Annotated in this window: 17 protein-coding genes, 2 tRNA genes and 1 pseudogene; 11 read left to right on the forward strand and 9 right to left on the reverse strand. The window is 32.3% G+C overall.

The window, feature by feature from the left end; genetic code table 11:
• Positions 1–27 precede the first annotated feature (27 nt).
• Both proS and GOY07_RS00460 read left to right on the forward strand, forming a co-directional pair.
• A complete protein-coding gene (proS, locus tag GOY07_RS00455; protein ID WP_175837391.1) occupies positions 28–1,305 on the forward strand; it encodes a proline--tRNA ligase in 1,278 nt (425 codons plus the stop codon).
• A complete protein-coding gene (locus GOY07_RS00460; RefSeq protein WP_175837393.1) occupies positions 1,302–1,679 on the forward strand; it encodes a holo-[acyl-carrier-protein] synthase in 378 nt (125 codons plus the stop codon). Before proS ends, GOY07_RS00460 begins: the two co-directional genes overlap by 4 nt.
• Positions 1,680–1,700: 21 nt before the next feature.
• Here GOY07_RS00460 and lgt read toward each other — a convergent pair whose 3' ends face one another.
• Positions 1,701–2,492, reverse strand: coding sequence for a prolipoprotein diacylglyceryl transferase (gene lgt, locus GOY07_RS00465; protein ID WP_175837395.1), 792 nt, complete (start codon positions 2,490–2,492; stop codon positions 1,701–1,703).
• Between the two features lie 13 nt (positions 2,493–2,505).
• A complete protein-coding gene (gene smpB / locus GOY07_RS00470; protein ID WP_175837396.1) occupies positions 2,506–2,949 on the reverse strand; it encodes an SsrA-binding protein SmpB in 444 nt (147 codons plus the stop codon).
• A 906-nt stretch (positions 2,950–3,855) separates the two neighbouring features.
• On the opposite strand from smpB, the gene GOY07_RS00475 reads away from it, so the two are divergent.
• The 5 genes from GOY07_RS00475 to sucD all read left to right on the forward strand — a co-directional run bounded on the left by GOY07_RS00475 (position 3,856) and on the right by sucD (position 6,843).
• Positions 3,856–3,993: a hypothetical protein gene (locus GOY07_RS00475; protein ID WP_175837398.1), complete on the forward strand. Its 138-nt coding sequence runs from the start codon at positions 3,856–3,858 to the stop codon at positions 3,991–3,993.
• A 359-nt stretch (positions 3,994–4,352) separates the two neighbouring features.
• Positions 4,353–4,426 (forward strand) — tRNA-Pro (locus GOY07_RS00480).
• A 136-nt stretch (positions 4,427–4,562) separates the two neighbouring features.
• A complete protein-coding gene (gene rpsU / locus GOY07_RS00485) occupies positions 4,563–4,763 on the forward strand; it encodes a 30S ribosomal protein S21 (RefSeq protein ID WP_175837400.1) in 201 nt (66 codons plus the stop codon).
• Between the two features lie 28 nt (positions 4,764–4,791).
• Positions 4,792–5,952 (forward strand): ADP-forming succinate--CoA ligase subunit beta, encoded by a 1,161-nt coding sequence (sucC, locus tag GOY07_RS00490; protein WP_175837402.1) that lies wholly within the window; start codon positions 4,792–4,794, stop codon positions 5,950–5,952.
• 3 nt (positions 5,953–5,955) lie between these two features.
• Positions 5,956–6,843: a succinate--CoA ligase subunit alpha gene (gene sucD, locus GOY07_RS00495; protein WP_175837403.1), complete on the forward strand. Its 888-nt coding sequence runs from the start codon at positions 5,956–5,958 to the stop codon at positions 6,841–6,843.
• A gap of 7 nt (positions 6,844–6,850) precedes the next feature.
• Here the strand turns inward: sucD and dapF are convergent, their stop codons facing one another.
• Both dapF and GOY07_RS00505 read right to left on the reverse strand, forming a co-directional pair.
• A complete protein-coding gene (dapF, locus tag GOY07_RS00500; RefSeq protein ID WP_246224413.1) occupies positions 6,851–7,627 on the reverse strand; it encodes a diaminopimelate epimerase in 777 nt (258 codons plus the stop codon).
• The gene (locus GOY07_RS00505) at positions 7,612–8,169 is read right to left on the reverse strand and encodes a nitroreductase family protein (protein ID WP_175837405.1); all 558 of its coding nucleotides are present in this window, start codon (positions 8,167–8,169) and stop codon (positions 7,612–7,614) included. The genes dapF and GOY07_RS00505 overlap by 16 nt, the downstream gene beginning before the upstream one ends.
• Before the next feature lie 212 nt (positions 8,170–8,381).
• Between GOY07_RS00505 and GOY07_RS04275 the strand changes: the two genes are divergently transcribed.
• Complete coding sequence (locus GOY07_RS04275; protein ID WP_246224418.1) at positions 8,382–8,669, forward strand: biotin transporter BioY; 288 nt, start codon at positions 8,382–8,384, stop codon at positions 8,667–8,669.
• Between the two features lie 437 nt (positions 8,670–9,106).
• The gene (locus GOY07_RS04280) at positions 9,107–9,223 is read left to right on the forward strand and encodes a DUF1284 domain-containing protein (RefSeq protein WP_246224420.1); all 117 of its coding nucleotides are present in this window, start codon (positions 9,107–9,109) and stop codon (positions 9,221–9,223) included.
• A gap of 1,165 nt (positions 9,224–10,388) precedes the next feature.
• Here the strand turns inward: GOY07_RS04280 and GOY07_RS00520 are convergent.
• The 4 genes and pseudogenes from GOY07_RS00520 to GOY07_RS00535 form a co-directional block, all read right to left on the reverse strand.
• Positions 10,389–11,168, reverse strand: a complete 780-nt coding sequence (locus GOY07_RS00520) for an exodeoxyribonuclease III (protein ID WP_175837407.1) — start codon at positions 11,166–11,168, stop codon at positions 10,389–10,391.
• Positions 11,168–11,875, reverse strand: a complete 708-nt coding sequence (locus GOY07_RS00525) for a uroporphyrinogen-III synthase (protein WP_175837408.1) — start codon at positions 11,873–11,875, stop codon at positions 11,168–11,170. Before GOY07_RS00525 ends, GOY07_RS00520 begins: the two co-directional genes overlap by 1 nt.
• A 472-nt stretch (positions 11,876–12,347) precedes the next feature.
• Positions 12,348–13,275 (reverse strand): annotated as a pseudogene (locus GOY07_RS00530) (transposase).
• 936 nt (positions 13,276–14,211) lie between these two features.
• Positions 14,212–14,296: transfer RNA gene (locus GOY07_RS00535), tRNA-Leu, on the reverse strand.
• Between the two features lie 63 nt (positions 14,297–14,359).
• Here GOY07_RS00535 and tldD point away from each other — a divergent pair.
• Both tldD and GOY07_RS00545 read left to right on the forward strand, forming a co-directional pair.
• Positions 14,360–15,784 (forward strand): metalloprotease TldD, encoded by a 1,425-nt coding sequence (gene tldD, locus GOY07_RS00540; RefSeq protein WP_175837410.1) that lies wholly within the window; start codon positions 14,360–14,362, stop codon positions 15,782–15,784.
• 545 nt (positions 15,785–16,329) lie between these two features.
• Entirely contained in the window at positions 16,330–16,518 is a 189-nt protein-coding gene (locus tag GOY07_RS00545) for a hypothetical protein (protein ID WP_175837412.1), read from the forward strand.
• A gap of 728 nt (positions 16,519–17,246) precedes the next feature.
• On the opposite strand, the gene GOY07_RS00550 is transcribed toward GOY07_RS00545, so the two are convergent.
• A complete protein-coding gene (locus GOY07_RS00550; protein ID WP_175837413.1) occupies positions 17,247–17,999 on the reverse strand; it encodes a DsbA family protein in 753 nt (250 codons plus the stop codon).
• Positions 18,000–18,488 lie beyond the last annotated feature (489 nt).

Raw genomic sequence — 18,488 nt, forward strand, 5'->3', positions numbered from 1 at the left:
ATTGCTTAATACAATCAGATTTGTTAAATGCGTCTATCTCAAAATTATTTGCCAACTTTAAAGGAGAAACCTGCTCATGCTAAAATTATCTCTCATCAATATTCTTTACGTGCAGGTTTAGTAAAACAGATAGCATCTGGCATCTATACATGGTTACCGCTAGGTCTGCGTGTATTGAGGAATATTGAGGACATCATCAGGGATGAGATGAATAAGTCTGGTGCAATTGAAGCGTTGATGCCTTGCGTGCAACCGGCAAGTCTTTGGCGCGAATCAGGACGTTATGACGGTTACGGTAAGGAAATGTTGCGTATAAGGGATAGGTATGAAGAAGACATGCTTTTTGGTCCAACGCATGAGGAAGTGGCAACTAGTTTAGTTAGAGATGTGGTAAAGAGTTACAAGGATTTGCCACTTTATCTATATCAAATTCAATGGAAATTCCGTGATGAAGTAAGACCGCGTTATGGTGTTATGAGAGGTAGGGAATTTTTGATGAAGGATGCGTACAGTTTTGACGTAGATTATGAAAGCGCACTGAATTCATATAATTTGATGTATAAAACTTATATAAAAATCTTCAAACGTATGGGACTTATTCCAATTGCAGTGAGAGCAGATACAGGAGTAATTGGAGGAAATTTGAGCCACGAGTTTCATATATTGGCAAGCACCGGCGAAAGCACCTTATATTATGACAGTAAATTTTCTGAATTACTAGAAAGTGAAGATGTTGAAAATTTGAAGAGTATATATGCAGTTGTAGATGATATGCATAACCCTAAAACTTGCCCCATATCGCAAGAACAGCTAAATGTTAGCAAAGGCATTGAAATAGGGCACATTTTTTATTTTGGTGATAAATATTCAAAGCCAATGAATGCGAAAGTTACTATGCAAGATAAGAGAAATGTTAATATACATATGGGTTCGTATGGTATCGGAGTTTCAAGGCTTGTTGCTGCAATAATAGAAGCTTTTCATGATGATAAAGGAATTACTTGGCCAGAGGCAGTAGCTCCTTTCAAGATTGGTTTAATCAATTTGCAGACAAAAACTGCTGAATACATAGAGATTGCAAATAAAATATACGGTGCTTTAAAAAGTGATAAAGTGCTTTATGATGATACAGAAGAAAGTGTGGGAGTAAAATTTGCTAAGATGGATCTCATAGGTTTACCATGGCAAATAATTATTGGGAAGAGAGCAGTAAGTAAAAATATAGCTGAAATAAAAAATAGAGCAACTGGAAAGGTAGAAGAAATGCAGATTGAAGAAGCAATAAACTACTTTAATACAAAATGATATATGGTATCGGCACTGACATAGTATACATACCAAGAATATTAAGGGTATTACAAAAATACGGGAAAAAGTTCCTCAATAAAATCTATACTGAGCGGGAAATAGAGATAAGCAGAAAATACAATGGTCAAAAAATGCGAGCAAAGTACTTTGCTAAACGCTTTGCAGCAAAGGAGGCCTTTGTTAAGGCACTGGGTGGATTCAGCCACGGTATTGTAATGAAGGATATAGAAATATGCAATGATATAAGAGGAAAGCCGCATCTTACTGTTAGTAAAGATTTCATCTCTAAAGACCATATGATTCATCTTTCTCTTAGTGATGATGGAGATTGTGCCACTGCGTTTGTTGTAATTTGCGACTCACCTCTGTAACTGCACAAATATTTACTTTTTTTATATGGTAGATTTAGTATTAAATTTAGAATTTAATGCACTCAAATACACGATTATTCCTAGCAGAATCATAGGTATTGAAAGCAACTGTCCTATGGTTAAATCAAGCCATAAATAACCAACTTGATAATCTGGTTCACGGAAAAATTCGACCACAAAACGCGCTATTCCATACCACATAACTGCAATGCCAGTTAATGCACCGTGATATAGTCTTATTCTAGTCAAAAAAAACAGTGAATTTACAATTGTAAAAAGCAATAGTCCTTCAAAAAATGCCTCATAAAGCTGACTTGGATGGCGCAGTAAATTATCACCACTCTCTGGAAATACCATGCTCCACGGCATAGTTGTGGCTCTGCCAAATAGCTCTCCATTTATAAAATTGCCTATGCGGCCTAAAAATAAACCTGTGGGAGCTCCACAAGAAATTAAATCAAGTGTGTAAAATATAGGAATGTTATGTCTTCTGCACGAAATTATTACCGCACATAAGACTCCTATAGCGCCACCGTGAAATGACATTCCTCCTTTCCAAGTCTTCAATATCTCAATAGGGTTACTTATGTAAGAGATTGGGTCGTATATTAATACAAAGCCAAGCCTGCCTCCAAGGATAATACCTACAATGGTAACTGTTAATAATGAATTGTAAAAATTTTTGGTAAATATTTTTTGCTTGTCTAATTTATGTAGATACCAATATGCAAAAACTATACCTAAAACATATGCTAAAGAATACCAATATATAGAGATAGGACCGATGCTAAAAGCTACTGGAGTTAAACACATATTTTGCTATAGGTTAATTTTTATACAATCTATTTTTTTCACGGTCCCACTCTCTCTGCTTTATATTTGCTCTTTTGTCATAAAGTTTTTTTCCTTTCGCGATAGCAATTTTAGTTTTTGCTAATCCTTTGTTATTAAAATAAGTTAGAAGTGGTACAACAGCAACTCCAGTAATCTTGATCTGATCGATTAATTTGTTTATCTCTTTTTTATGCAGAAGCAGTTTACGTTCCCTTTTCTGCTTATGGTTTTTTTTGTTTGCAGCTTTATATTCTGCAATGTGCATATTGTGTAGCCATATTTCACCGTTTTTTTCGATAACGTAAGCATCGGAAATATTTGCTTTTCTTTCCCTTAGAGATTTTACTTCAGTACTTAAAAGGACCATACCTGCTTCAAACTCTTCTAAGATAAAGTATTCAAACTTTGCTTTTCTATTTTCTGCAATAATTTCCATGTTCAAGAATGTTTCTTAGGCTTTAGTATATATACAGGTTTTTTAGCTCTTGTAGCAATGTCAAAAAATAATGTTCTAAAATTTGAAACTCGTCTGTTTAAAGACAGCGGGATAAGTTAATGTAATCTAAATTAGTAAGTTAAGTAAATGACATTGCAGAGTTGTTTAATTACAAGGTGAGAAAGAGAGGGTAATAAATTTGCATGAATTGCTTTCAGGCAAAGCAATTGTATTATAGACTTTATTACGTAAAATGTTTTATTTTATATATAACTGAAGTCTCTCAATTAGGAGAGATCTCAGGTGAGTATGGTAGTAAGTATATAATCTTGATATTTTTATGTATCTTTAAATTTTTTGACTTTTATGCCAATCAAAATAGTTTCTGCCAAAGAAGACTTCTCATGTTCTTAAATATTGCAACATCTATTCAGGGAATATATTCATACAATAGTATTGATATTAAGTGTAAATAAGTTAAAATTCTTCATTTTTAATATTAATTTGCTGTAGAGATAAAAGTTTTGTCTATCTAATTTTACTTTAATTTGTGTTTTAATATCAGTTTCTACTATACGGCAAACGGGTAGATAATATGGAAAAGAAGCTATACTGACGTAAGTTAAATAATGAATTTAGATGGCGTTGAAGTTAAAATTATTGAATAAAGAGGTCATAGAATCGGCAAAAGAAATGCTGGAGAAAATGCAAAATAACGCATATGTTATAAAAAACAAAACGCTGTAATTGTAGCAAAAAAGCACAGCATAACAGCTGTTGTATTCCGAGAATAACATTAACTTCATGAAGAAAGCACCTAAAATTTAGAAGAGAAGAAAATTGTTTGCTATTTCTCAACGTCGTTAAAATTAGATTTAATCAGAATTAATTTGAGAAGTTGAAGTAATGAAATTTTTATATATTATACCAAGACCAATTTATAATGAACAGTCTAAAGGTAGACAGGAAAAGTTTAAAAGAAAATTTAATGAGCATATTGATAAGTGTCCTGAATGGAAGTTACTTATCTTTGATGAATCATGATTAAAGCCACATGTTCAAAAATTGGACAAAGGTGATTTAAGAGGGCATTAGAACGCAAGTTAGAGTAAAATTAAATAGATAAAACTTTTTTTTCTACATTAAGTTAATGCTAAAAATAGAAGGAATTTTAACTTATTTGCACTCAATATCAATACTGATTGTGTGAATATATTCCTTGAATAGATGTTGCAATATTTATAGAAACAGCCCTTATAAAATAACATACGCAAAAAAATAAAGAGAATGAAGTGACTACCAGGGTGCAAAGGCAATAACGTAACATATTTGTCGTGAATACTTTTTGGCAAATGAATGAACCTTGCTTTTTACTGAGTTATTGATATTCTGGATAAAGAACTCGGGGCGTAGCGCAGTCTGGTAGCGCATTTGGTTTGGGACCAAAGGGTCGGGAGTTCAAATCTCTCCGCCCCGATTCTTAGCAAGAGCTTCGCGTTTTTGAGCCTTCATATTCTAGTTATGTTATAATTAAGTTTATAAAATAATTGACAACGTTAATTTTCTAATTTATAAATAAACTTTTAAGGTAAGTACTGAAGGAGGTGTAAAGTTTGATTGAAGTATCAGTTCATTATGGTGATGTGGATAGGGCTTTTCCAGTATTAAAAAAAACAATTCAAAAGGAAGGAAGAGGAATAAAGATGAAAAAGCAATATCATGAAAAGAAATCAGAAAAAAGAGCTAAAAAGAAAGCTGAAGCTAAAAAAAAGAGGCGTCAACAAGAGAGTAGAAAGCAGCGCTATGGTTGGTAATTTTTGATATTTTATCATTGGTTGTTTTATGAATATTCATGAATATCAGGCAAAAGAGGTTTTGCATAAATTTAATGTTCCAGTACCAAGGGGTTTTGTTGCTACATCTGTAAAAGAAGCAGAAATTAAAATAGGTCAATTAAAGTCTGATGTGCTTGTAGTTAAAGCTCAAATTCATGCGGGTGGTAGAGGCAAAGCTGGTGGAGTAAAATTAGCAAAGTCAACTGAAGAGGCTCAACAATTTGTAAAGGATATGCTTGGTATGATTTTAGTTACTCACCAAACAGGGCCAAATGGGCAACAAGTAAGGAGAGTATACATTGAGGAAGGTTTTAGCGTTAAAAAGGAATATTATTTAAGCATAGTAATTGACCCAAAACTCAGTAATCCAACGTTTATATTTTCCTCAGAAGGTGGAATGAATATTGAGGAAGTTGCAAAAAATTCTCCCACAAAGCTTGTGAAGCTTGATATTAATTATTCTACTGGTTTCGCGAGTTTTGATAGCAAAAAACTAAGCAATAGTTTTTACTTAAGTCCAAAACAAATAGAAAAGATAACAGATGTTGCAAAAAATATATATAATGCATTTATTGCAACTGATGCAAGCCAAATCGAGATTAATCCACTAGTTGAAACAAGTTCTGGAGATTTTATTGCGCTTGATGCTAAAATAAATTTTGATGACAATGCTCTGTACCGTCATCCAGAGATTATGGAATTCCGTGATTATGATGAAGAAGTGAAAGAAGAGGTAGAAGCTTCAAAATATGGGCTTAATTACATAAAAATGGATGGCAATATTGGTTGCATGGTGAATGGTGCAGGTCTTGCTATGGCAACAATGGATATCATAAAATATTATGGGGCAGAACCTGCTAACTTTTTGGATGTTGGTGGTGGAGCAAATAAAGAAACTATCACTGAAGCGTTTAAAATTATATTGTCTGATGGTAACGTAAAAGGAATTTTAGTTAACATATTTGGTGGCATAATGCGTTGTGATATTGTTGCAAGTGGAATTATTGAAGCTGCAAAAGGAATAAGCATTAAAGTTCCCCTAGTGGTTAGGTTATTAGGTACTAACTTTGAGAAAGGAAAAAGAATTTTGGAAGAATCAGGATTAAATATTATTACTGCAGATGAACTCGATGAAGCTGCACAGAAGATAGTAAAGGAGATGGAGTAAAGCGTGTCTGTTTTAGTAAGTAAAGATACAAGATTAATATGTCAGGGTTTTACTGGTGCACAAGGTACATTTCATTCAGAGCAAGCTATCAGCTATGGAACAAAGGTGGTTGGTGGTGTAACTCCAGGGAAAGGTGGAAGTTCTCACCTTAATTTGCCGGTCTTTGATACTGTAGCAGAAGCTAAAGAGAAAACTGATGCAAATGCTACGGTCATATATGTACCTGCTAAATTTGCTGCTGCTGCAATATTTGAAGCAATAGATGCAGAGATAGGGTTGATAGTTTGTATTACAGAGGGCATTCCTATACTTGACATGGTAAAGGTTAAGCATGCACTTGTTAATTCAAAGAGTCAATTGATTGGTCCTAACTGTCCTGGAATTATTACACCTGAAGAATGCAAAATAGGAATCATGCCAGGACATATTCACAAGCGTGGGCATATAGGAATTATGTCTCGTTCTGGAACTTTAACTTATGAAGCAGTTGCACAAACAACCGCTGTTAACCTTGGCCAGTCAACATGCATTGGAATTGGAGGAGATCCTGTTCATGGTATGACATTCGTTGACTGCATGGAACTATTTTTAAAAGATGAAGATACTCATGGTATTGTAGTTATTGGTGAGATTGGTGGAAATGAAGAAGAAGATGTATCATATTTTGTGAAGACAGAAAAAATTAAAAAGCCAATTGTTGCATTTATAGCTGGTCAAACAGCACCTCCAGGAAGACGCATGGGGCATGCTGGAGCGATTATTTCTTCTAGCGGAGGAAGTGCTGGTGCAAAGCTAGAAGTTATGAGCAGTGCTGGTATTGCAATTGCGGAAACTCCTGCAGTGATTGGCAAAAAGGTTTTAGAAGTAATGCATAAGGCTTATATTGCCTAAACTGAAACTATAGAAATCCTATATCGCCAGTCATAAATATGTTGTCTAACCATTCGATTAGTAATTTCCCTCCTGGAAAATTCACTGAGGTCTGTCGAGTAATCGAGTATCCACGTAGCACGGATGCAACGAATACTGCACAGGCTCCACTACCACATGAGGCAGTTATACCTGTGCCTCGCTCCCAAACTCTTAAAGCTATTTCTCCAGATTTTTCAACTTGCGCAATGTTGACATTTACTTTCTTGGGAAAGAATATATGATTTTCTAATTTTGGTCCCAAGCTTTGCAACGGTATTTCGCTTATGTTATCAACAAAAAAAACTATGTGAGGATTACCAATATTTACTGCAACTGGATCTTTTAACATGTGAAGCTTTATGGGTAAATGAAGTGGATCACACTTAGCAGAAAGAGGAATTTTATACCACTCAAACAGTGGTTTGCCCATGTTGACCTTGATAGATTTGACGCCAACTTTAAAGCACTCTAAAATGCGCTCGTTTATTAACTCAATAGTAGCATACTTAGTACTTTTTTCTGACATTATTAAATATCCAACGCAACGTGCTGCGTTCCCGCACATTTCAACTTTGCTACCATCAGCATTATAAATGTGCATAAAACAATCAGCTGCACTGGAGTTGGTTATTACTATAACTTGATCACAGCCATTTTGATTGGCAATTTTTCTATAATTCCAGTTTAAATTATTTGTTAAACGTGAGTCTATGATAACAAGGTTGTTACCAGTGCCATGCATTCTTTCTAGGACTTTGGCCATTCATTATAAAAAAATATTTCCTCTATTGGCTTTCTTGTCTTTTCTTTGACTTCAGCCCCTTTTTTTTCGTAACCAATTGCTATCACTGACATTACGTTAAAATCATCGGGTATATTGAACTTTTTCACTATTTTATCTCTATCAAATCCACCCATTTGATGAGCCATTAAGTTCATAGATGTAGCCTGTAACATAAGTGCATAATTTGCTGCACCAGTGTCATGGCTACCCCAAAAATTTGCTCCTTTTGTGTGATCACGGAAATTTTTAGCGCTCAATGATATGATTAATATTTGTGTATCTTTTGTCCACTTTTGATTATATTCAGTAAGGCAACTCAGTAATTTTTTCCATGCATTTTGATTACTTTGTCTGTTACATATCACATATCTCCATGGCTCATCACCATAACATGAAGGAGATAGTCTTGTAGCTTCTATTAGCATATTTATTTCTTTCTGATGTACTAATTTACTTTGGTCATATGAACGTCCGCTATGCCTTATTTTTATCAATTCTAATAGATCTTCTTTACTTATCATTTTTAACACTCAATAAAAAACTAGCTCTACATGGTAGAGTATTGAAAGAAGTTTAACCTTTTTATTTCACACAAGGAACATAATTATGAGCAACAAAAGCAAAATTTAAATTGCAAGATTCCTAAATGTAATTAGCTTTAATATATTTTGACTTAGGGGAATATGTTTACAACGCAATCTACCAGTAAATCGGTGTTAATTGAAGTCTTTTTTTGTGTTTTATTCCTATTTCTAATGGCTCAAATAAGCATGCCGTTACAGGCTGTGCTATATTATATACACTACAAAGTTTAGGAGTAATGCTTGTTGGACTTGAATTTAATCACAGGACAGCATTATATTCTGTATTTACGTATTTATCACTTGGTTCAGCAAGATTACCTGTTTTTGCAGATTTTCTTGGTGGCTATTACACTTTCCTTAAGCCAGCAAGTGGATATTTAATTGGATTTTTAGCAGCTGTTATAGTTATGGGCAAAGTAAACCAAACCAATTGCTAAAAACTCTAAATGTAAATCACTTATACGCGATTCTTGAACTGTCTAGCTGGTACAGCCACAAATCTTTGCTTGTGGTATTAATTTGGCTTGCTATTCACGTGAGTTTAAAACAAGTAGTAATGGTTGGCGTGCTACCGTTTATTCTTTCTGGTTTGGTAAAGATTTTCCTACTTATAGTAGCTTTACAATATTTAAGAAAATGATAAGGTTTCGTCTTCACCATTTCATGTGCGCTCTTGCGTTTTAAGGATATAGTATTCTCTAAATTTTGCAAAAAATGATATAGAAAGGTGGCAAATAAGGTAATCGCTGACCCCAATCCTCAAGTCGAAATAATCGGTAATCTTGATAGTATTTATAGTACTTGTTCAAACCAGACTCAGTAAGGTAAATGCACTATACAAGCTAAAGTTTTAGAGCAGCTGGACAGGAGGTATATGGAGATTTTAAGAATAAAAATTGGAGAGATTTTTACCTGGAGTGAAGTAGTGAAAAGAATCATGGAGAAAATGTCTTTAGAAAAATTTGACTACACATGTGAGTGGTATAACTGAAAGTCATATAAAAAATATGCAAAGGAGCTCTTTTGCCTTCTATATAATGCGTTGATAAAAATGTATAGAAAAATAATCAGGAAAAAGGTGCTTTACCTAAATTAGCTAGAAATGGCGTTTTTCAGTCCCTCCTTCTCCTATTATATCAACATCGTCTTCTCGTCATTCTAATGCTTTCTTTTCTTGTCTATTCTAGTGCCTTAACACTAAGATCCAGTCTTTTGTAATCATTGAAAACGTTATATTTTGTCACAAAACAGCTGCTTTCATAAGACTACATATAAAATAACCAAGAAGCATCACATGCTAAACTAAAAGGGAGAAAAGGATCATTTATCCTTTATTAGAATAATTCACTCTCTTCCTCGGTAAAATATGGGTAATTGATACCAATTTCTACTATATAGGGAATGGATAGATGAAAAGAAGCCATACTGAAGCAAGTAAAGTAATGAGGTTTTAATGGCATTGAAATCAAAATTATTGAATGAAAAAGTCATGGAACCAACAAAATAAATGTTGAAGGAAGTGCAAAATAACGTGCATTTTACAAAAAAACTAAATGTTGTAATTGCAGCAAAAAAGCACAGTATAGTAGCCGTAGCAAAAATAGTTTTATTTTAAGAACGGCATTGGCTATATAGATAAAGTATCTAAACTTTGGAAGAGAAACTATTTGCTCTTTTTTTATGTTATAGAAGAACTAAGTTTGAATTGTAGTCAATTTAAGAATAAGAACCTGGAAAAATTTATCTTGGATGTCAGCAAGACTACAGTACTGTAATATGTAAAAAATAAAGTTTTTGTATATTATACCGGGACCAATTTACAATGAACAAGATAAAAGTGGATAGGAAGAGTTTAAAAAAACTTAATGAGGTTGTTGGTAAATATCCTAAGTAAGAATTATCCATCTTTGATGGATCGCAGTTTAGCGTACATTCAAAGGTTGGATACGGGTAGTTTAGAAAGAGTGTTAAAACACAGGTTAGAGTAAAATTTGGCAGACAAAGTTTTTATCTTTATAGGCAGTTAATTCTCGAAGTGGAGGGAATTTTAGCTTATTTGCACCGAGAATATATACATTGATTGTATGAATATATTTCTTGAATAAATGTCGCTCTATTTAAGAATGTGAGAAGCCTTTGCTCTTTAGGAGAAAGTATCATCCTATAACGCACACAACAGGTGTATGATCGGATGGATTTTTTAACTTGCGTAGTCTGTCGACTATATAGCATATTTCCAACCTATCTGCTGCTTGTGGTGATAACAGCATATGATCTATTCTCATTCCTTGATTATTTCTTGATGAATTGCCTTGATAGTGCCACCAGCTAAACTGTTGTAAATTTGGATGGCATATTCTAAATGCATCTTTAAATCCAAGATTCAAGATTGCTCTTAATTTCTCACGTTCTCTTATATGAAAACACACTTGATCAGTCAATAAAGTTGGATCAAAGACGTCAATTTCATCTGGTGCAACATTATAATCGCCGGCTATAACAGTTAGTTCCTCATTCTTTAGCAAATTGTCCATTCTTTCATATAGTTTATCAAAAAACTTGAGTTTATATTCAAATACATGAGAGTCTGGGCTTTGACCATTTGGAACGTATACGCTACCTACTCTTATCTTTTGATTATTGTGTTTTATTAAGCACTCTATATAACGAGCTTCTTGATGACCTTCTACAATGTCAATTTTAAATTTCTCTAGTATTGAATGCTTGGATAAAACACAAACGCCATTTCTTGCGGCCTGCCCGTAGACAATACATTCATATCCCAGCTTTTCTATTTCTATGTAAGGAAATTGTTTTTCTGTGCATTTTATCTCTTGCAGTAAAATTATATCTATTTGATCATCGACTATAAAATTACAGAGCTGATTAACCCTCTTGCGTATAGAGTTTACATTCCAAGTTGCAATTTTTAGCATCAGCAATCCTTATTAATTAGGTCAATTAAACTTTCTTGAGTAGGTAGTCTTGCTGTTATAATTTTTTTCCATTTGATTGGCTTCAAGCTGTCAACAATATTCTTGCTCATAGCACATGCAGTTACATTGTCCATTGCGTTAGATAAACCACTCTTTAGAACTAGAGAACAGAATATTCTTGCTGTCTGTGAAGAGAAAAAAGCAACACTATTAATTTTACCACCTAATAATAAATTTTTACACCTATTAGTGAGGCCCCTTTTAATAAGGGTCTTATAAAATATAACTTCTCTTACGTTAAAACCTTCTTCGGATAATCTCTTTTTTAAGTCGCATGATACTTCTTGCCCTCTTATATACAAGAACTTTACTGCTCTTGAGTAGTAATTTTTTATGAATGATATCAGCCCTTCAACATTGCTGTCTGCTGATATAATATCAGAAAACCCTGAATCCTTTGCAGTTTGCATAGTCGAATTACCAACTGTAATGATTGGAAGATCACCTACTCTGCATATTTGGCTAAATGCTTTCACGCTGTTCTTGCTTGTGGATATTACCACATCAAATTCATATGCAGATATGTCAGGCTGCAAATGCTTTATTGTAAATACTGGTTCTATATATACTTTATACCCATATTTCTTTAGTGTACTTCTTGTATTTAGTGAATCTGATAAAGGCCTTGTTAATAAGATAGACTTCATTCTAATCTACTTTACTATAGGTAAAAATAATACCTTTGATGGATAAATTACTGAATAAAAATTTTTAAATAGATTATATTTTCTGTTACTAATACTTAATTTCATTAAAATTTTGTAATTGACTCTTACAGAAATTTTGTTAGAAGATAAATGTTCATTTTTCTTTATGAAAATTTAAAGTAAGCTAGACTTTATCAATTGCTACTCTAGATGTGTCACTGCTACTCATTGTTTTTATTTCTTCACTTTTATTTGTGAATTTAATTCTTGTTAGTGTAAAGATTTTTTTTATGCTAGATGAGCTTAGATATTAAAGAAATTTTAGGCTTTACGGCACCTTTCATTATCTTTTTTTAATACTCAATGGTATGAATAACCTAAAAATGCAGCTAATTAAGCTCGTTATATTACCATTGATGATAATTCTCTTGTTAAACTTGTTTATCAAACCTTATTATACTAATTTTTATTGCTAATGAATCAAATAAGTGAGATTGCAGAATTGTTTAATTGCGAAATGGGAAAAGAGAGGCAATAAATTTGCACGAAGCACTCTCGAGCAAAGCAATTGTATTATAGGTTTTATTATGCAAAATATTCTGTTTTATATATAACTAAAGTCTCTTAATAGGATTGACTCAGGTGAGTATAGTGTTAAATACATAATCTCGATGTTTTTATATACCTTTAAATTTTTTTAACTTATTTCAACTCTTATTTATCTATGATAAAAAGGCTTCTTGTGTTCTAAAATATTAGAACCTTTATTCAAGGAATATATTCATATAATTATTGTTGACATTTTAGTGCAAATAAGCTAAAATTCCTTCCGTTTTTATGATTAATTACACTGTAGAGATAAAAAATTTTGTCTACTAATTTTACTTTAACCTATGTTCTAACGTTATTTTTAAATAGCTACACCCAACTTTTGAATATGTACCAAACTGTGATTTATCAAAGATGAATAATTCTTGTTCAGGATACTTATAATGGTTTCATTAAGTTTTTTTTAACTCTTTCTGCTTACCTTTATCTTACTCATTGTGAATTGATTTTGGTATAATGTGCGAAAACTTTATTTTTTGCATATTACTATAAACTTGTTACATTCAAGCCAAATTTTTCCTGAGTTCTTATTCTCATTTCTTTAATGTAATATTAGAGTTTTTATATCAGTACTTCAATTTGTCAAATTGATTCTGATTCAATCTAGTTTTTTTTACGAAGTTGAGGGAGTAAACAATTTTTCTTCTCTTCCAAATTTTAGGTGATTGCAGTTAATGCTGTTCTTGAAATGCAGCATATTTTTGCTATGGCTGTTATACTGTGTTTTTTGCTGCAGTTACAGCATCTAGTTTTTTTGCAACATATACATTATTTTGCGTTTCCTTCAGCATTTCTTTTGCTGATTCCACGACTTTTTTTATCCAATGATCTTGATTTTAACGTTATTTAAGCCTCGTTATTTTATCTACTTCAGTAAAGCTTCCTTTCTATTATTGTCTATCTGTTTCTTGTACAGGGGTAATTGGTATAAGTATCCTGGACAAGAATTATTCATCTTTGATGAATCGTGGTTTGATACATATTCAAAAGTTAGGTACGGATGTTTAAAAATGGCGTTAGAACATAGGCTAAAGTAAAATTAGTAGACAAAATTTTTTATCTCTACAGCGTAATTAATCATAAAAATGGAAGGAATTTTAGCTTATTTGCACTAAAATGTTAACAATAATTGTATGAATATATTCCTTGAATAAAGGTTACAATATTTAAGAACACAAGAAGCCTTCTTATCATAGATTATAAGAATTGAAATAAGTTGAAAATTTGAAGGTATCTAAAAATATCGAGATTATGTACTTAACGCTATACTCACCTGAGTCAACCCTATTATAGAGACTTTGGTTGTATATAAAATAGAATATTTTGCATAATAAAATCTATAATACAATTGCTTTGCTTGAGAGTACTTCATGCAAATTTATTGCCTCTCTCTTTCCCATTTCACAATTAAACAACTCTGCAATCTCACTTATTTGATTCACTAGCAATGAAAATTAGTATAAGGTCCTGCTTTTGAAAATGGTCATTTAATGACTATACATTGAAGGTAAATGAGAGTGCTATTTAATACAGTGCCAGTAATATTAAAGACTGATGCTACTATATATCCAATGAGAAAAGTAGTGGATAGTGTAGTAATTAAGCTTTTTGAATAAATTATTGTTTTCTTTCTATAAGTAAGCTTCTCTTTCTTACCACTCGTAAATTAAGCATGATTGATATATTGTGATATGAACTCATTCGAAAAACAATATGAAGACTAAGAGTGCCCGAGAGAAGACTTGAACTTCCACAACTTAAAAAGTTACTAGCACCTGAAGCTAGTGCGTCTACCAATTTCGCCACTCGGGCTTTTTGTAATTTACTATGTTTAGATTAAATAATATACTTAAACAATTTTTAGTTTTAAAGGTAATGCTAGATAATATAAACCTAGATCAAATATTTTTTGCTCAGAATAATGTTAATATTAATAACGTGTATAAGATAGTCAACGACGCTTTGAATAATAGTGATGGTGGTGAGCTATTTTTAGAATTTTGCCAATCAGAGTCTTTGATTTTTGATAATAACATATTAAAACACATGGATTTAAATACCAGAAAAGGGTTTGGCCTAAGGTCCTTTTGTAAAGATAGTACATCTTTTGTTTGTTCTTCTGAAATTAGTGAAAAAGAAATAAGTAATGCTGCTGCTATAGTTAAAAGTTCAGTGTCTTTAAATAAAACAAATTTGGTAAATTTAAATAAAGGAGCAAAAAAACTATACTCGAGAATTAATCCAATAAATGAAATAGATCTAAGTTTAAAGATTAAGCTGCTCAATGAGGTTAATGAGTATGTAAGATCCAAAAATAACTGCGTGAAGCAGGTAAAAATAGCTTTAAGTGGAGAATGGCAAGTTATACAAATAATAAAGGGTGATTGCGGATTAAGTGACATTAGGCCTCTCGTGCTTTTTAATGTGCTGGTTGTTGTAGAAAAAAATGGCCGAATTGAAAGTGGTTTTGCAGGGCATGGAGGACGAGATTCTTATAGCAAGTTTATTTCCGAGAAAGGGTGGAAAAAAGTTGCAAATCAAGCGTTGAAACAAGCGCTAATAAATCTTGAGGCAATTCCAACTCCAGCTGGAGAGATGACTGTTGTTCTCGGTCCAGGCTGGCCAGGGATATTATTGCATGAAGCTGTAGGTCATGGCCTTGAAGGTGATTTTAATCGCAAAGGGGTTTCAGCGTTTTCCCATTCTATAGGTAAACAAGTAGCGGCTAATGATATTACTGTAGTTGATGATGGAACTCTACCTAATTTACGTGGTTCTATTAATATAGATGATGAAGGTACTCAGCCTGGTTGTAATATATTGATAGAAGATGGGATCCTAAAAGAATATATGCAGGATCATATGAACGCTAAACTTATGGGTGTAAATCCAACTGGTAATGGTAGAAGGGAGAATTATAAAGAAGTTGCCATGCCACGCATGACAAACACCTATATGTTACCAGGAAAGTACACACCAGAAGAAATAATATCTAGCGTGAAGAAAGGCCTATATGCAGTAAATTTTAGTGGTGGTCAGGTTGATATAACGTCAGGGAAGTTTGTTTTCTCATCTTCAGAAGCTTATTTAATAATAAATGGTAAAATTGCACAGCCGGTCAAAGGAGCAACACTCATTGGTGATGGTCCTACAGTGCTAAAGAAAGTTTCCATGATTGGCAACGACTTAAAGTTGGATCCAGGTATTGGCATATGCTCAAAAGATGGGCAAAATGTGCCTGTTGGTGTTGGTCAACCAACACTCAAAGTTGATTCGATTACAGTAGGTGGGTGGAACTAGTATTAGTTCTGCTAAGCGGTGTGAGAGATAACAAATAGGAGATTGTGGAAAAGATTTATCTCCTTTTTTCTATGTTAAGTAGGATGCAACTCTTCATTCGAATGAAGCATTTCTTCGTTCGGATTGTATAAAATATGAGTTTTTGTGATAAACAACATAATGCAGTATTTATCATTCAGTATGATTGTTCATCAGTAGAATATTTTCTGGTTATTCGGAAATTTTCACGTCATCCTTTTAGACTTCAAAATGTTTTTTGTAATTAGGGGGGTTTTAATTGCTTTGGGCAACAGGAATATCTTTTTCAAGAAATACAGTAATACCTTATGCACTTTCGCAATTTTTTGATACGTCTCATAAATCTTAAAATATCTATCTTATACCAGTTTTCACTGTACAAGGAACAAGATAGATAATAATGAAAAGAAAGCTTTACTGTAGTAAATAAAACAACTAGGTTTAAATGGTGTTAAGATCAAGATTATTGGATGAAAAAGTAGTAAGATCAGTAAAAGAAATGCCAAAGAAAGTGCAAAATAATGTATATGTTCAAAAAAACTAAGTGCTATAATTGTAAGCAAAAAGCACAATATAACAGTGTAGCAAAAATATGCTGCGTTTCAGGAACAGCATTAACTGCATGGATAAAGTATCCGAAACTTAGAAGAGAAGAAAAATCATTTGCTTCTCTTCAACGTCGTAGAAAAACTAGATTTGAATCAGAGTCAATTTGAACAAGTTGAAGTATGGATATAAGAAAATATCAATATTATCATTAGAGAAATAAGGATAAGAATCTAGGAAAAATTTGGCTTATATCTTGGGAAGTTTATAATATATCGTAATATGCAAAAATGAAGTTTTCATGTCTTATGTCAGGACCAATTCACAGTAAACAGGATAAAGGTAGATAAGAGAGAGTTTAAAAAAAACTAATGAGGCTATTGCTAAGGTATTCTGAACATGAATTATTCATCTTTGATGAATCGTGATTTGGTACGTGCATATTCGAAAATTGGGTACTGGTGTTTAAAATGGCATTAGAACACAAGTTAAAGCAAAATTAGGTAGATAAACTTTTGTCTCTACAGTGCAATTAATCCTGGAAATGGAGCTAGTTCTAGTTTATTTATATCTAATGTCCAACACTGATTTTCTATTTAAGAACATGAGAAACCTTTCTTGTTATGAGTTGTATTGATTAGCATAAGCTAAAAAATTTAAAGGTACCTAAAAATATTGAGATTATGTACCTAACACTATACTCACCAGAATTTAATACTATTGAGAGACTTTAGTTGCATATAAACAGGATATTTACATAATAAGCTCTAATATCATTTACTTTACCTACTAACAATAAAAACTAGTATTGCTTGTATAATATGCCATGTCTATAATTACTAGACTTAAATTTTCTTAGGCCATCAAGTAAAGAAATAAAGTTTTATGACAATTAGTTTCATTTGTGGCTTAATTCATCTACTTTTTTACGCAATATATCTAAATCTGTTGCTCCTATAAACAGACTATCCCCGATTATTAAAAAAGGTGTACCACCTACTCCTAGCTTCTTGACTAAGAATTTACTATTGTTTATCATTTGCTCAATTTTGTCTACGTTATTTTTCATGGACTTATTGAAGTCATTCTCATTGATTCCTGTGCTTTTTACTATGTCCAATATATTTTCGTCTAAAAGTTCTCTTTTGTAATCTAAGGCAGCATAGTGAAAATCGAAATATTTTCTTTTATCAATAAAATAGATAGCTAAAGCACTTTTTGCTGCTTTTAAAGAGTTGTTACCAAGTATTGGAGTATCTCTAAAGATGTATTTAATTTTGCCATCGTTGATTAACTGTTTTATATTATCCTTTATGGCTTTACAATATTTACAAGAATAGTCAAAAAATCCTACAGCTATAACATTGCTATTTTCATTTCCTAAGTAAGGGTAAGCGGGATCAAGTATTTCATTTTTGTATTGTAAAATTTTACTTTTAGTTGTGTTCTCATGAATAAGATAACTGCTTTTAATTAGTTCTTCTTGGAGAGTCTTGGGAATCTTGTTAAAATTTTTGTTTATATAGTTATCTAGTCTCTCACCTGTATAATCATTGTTTAAAGCTTGATTGCAATATGGAAGTAAATTGTTTATTACTGCTGAACTTGCTATTACTATTATTAGAATCAATAAAAATGGTATTTTAAACATGAATTTATTAGAGGATCTACAATATAAAACTTTTAGTATGCATTTACCTCTATATTGAAAAAAACATCTAGTATTGATATGTAAAACTTTTATATTTAAGTGTATATTATAGCTAATTTTATACAAGTGCAAATTTTACGTGGGGACTTAAATAGGATTTACCAAGAAACTTTGATCAGGCGAGTGAAGCGTGCTAGAACAGCTAATTTATAGAGCGCTCTATCTTTTGCTGCCATGTATAGAGTGATTATAAACACTACGGTAAAAAGTTGATTATCTTATAACTTCCACATGTAATGCTAACGAGCATGGTGGTAAGTTATATCAAAGAACTAATAAGTGATAAAAAAGGAAATGGCCATTTTATAAAGTAGGCTTCATTCCCAATTTGCTGAATTTATTGCTGTTTATGATTGATGTTGTGTAAGTTAAATTTACTTAATAAGGCTATTTTTGTCCAATATTATTGTGTAACTCTATTTGAACAAA

This window comes from Wolbachia endosymbiont of Litomosoides sigmodontis (assembly GCF_013365435.1).
Taxonomy (GTDB): Bacteria; Pseudomonadota; Alphaproteobacteria; order Rickettsiales; family Anaplasmataceae; genus Wolbachia.

Bases quoted from the DNA above. Each gene is read 5' to 3' on its own strand.
- proS (WP_175837391.1), top strand. From the start codon at position 28: ATGCGTCTATCTCAAAATTATTTGCCAACTTTAAAGGAGAAACCTGCT.
- GOY07_RS00460 (WP_175837393.1), top strand. From the start codon at position 1,302: ATGATATATGGTATCGGCACTGACATAGTATACATACCAAGAATATTA.
- lgt (WP_175837395.1), bottom strand. From the start codon at position 2,492: ATGTGTTTAACTCCAGTAGCTTTTAGCATCGGTCCTATCTCTATATAT.
- smpB (WP_175837396.1), bottom strand. From the start codon at position 2,949: ATGGAAATTATTGCAGAAAATAGAAAAGCAAAGTTTGAATACTTTATC.
- GOY07_RS00475 (WP_175837398.1), top strand. From the start codon at position 3,856: ATGAAATTTTTATATATTATACCAAGACCAATTTATAATGAACAGTCT.
- sucC (WP_175837402.1), top strand. From the start codon at position 4,792: ATGAATATTCATGAATATCAGGCAAAAGAGGTTTTGCATAAATTTAAT.
- dapF (WP_246224413.1), bottom strand. From the start codon at position 7,627: ATGGCCAAAGTCCTAGAAAGAATGCATGGCACTGGTAACAACCTTGTT.
- GOY07_RS00505 (WP_175837405.1), bottom strand. From the start codon at position 8,169: ATGATAAGTAAAGAAGATCTATTAGAATTGATAAAAATAAGGCATAGC.
- GOY07_RS04280 (WP_246224420.1), top strand. From the start codon at position 9,107: ATGGAGATTTTAAGAATAAAAATTGGAGAGATTTTTACCTGGAGTGAA.
- GOY07_RS00520 (WP_175837407.1), bottom strand. From the start codon at position 11,168: ATGCTAAAAATTGCAACTTGGAATGTAAACTCTATACGCAAGAGGGTT.
- GOY07_RS00525 (WP_175837408.1), bottom strand. From the start codon at position 11,875: ATGAAGTCTATCTTATTAACAAGGCCTTTATCAGATTCACTAAATACA.
- tldD (WP_175837410.1), top strand. From the start codon at position 14,360: ATGCTAGATAATATAAACCTAGATCAAATATTTTTTGCTCAGAATAAT.
- GOY07_RS00545 (WP_175837412.1), top strand. From the start codon at position 16,330: ATGTTCAAAAAAACTAAGTGCTATAATTGTAAGCAAAAAGCACAATAT.
- GOY07_RS00550 (WP_175837413.1), bottom strand. From the start codon at position 17,999: ATGTTTAAAATACCATTTTTATTGATTCTAATAATAGTAATAGCAAGT.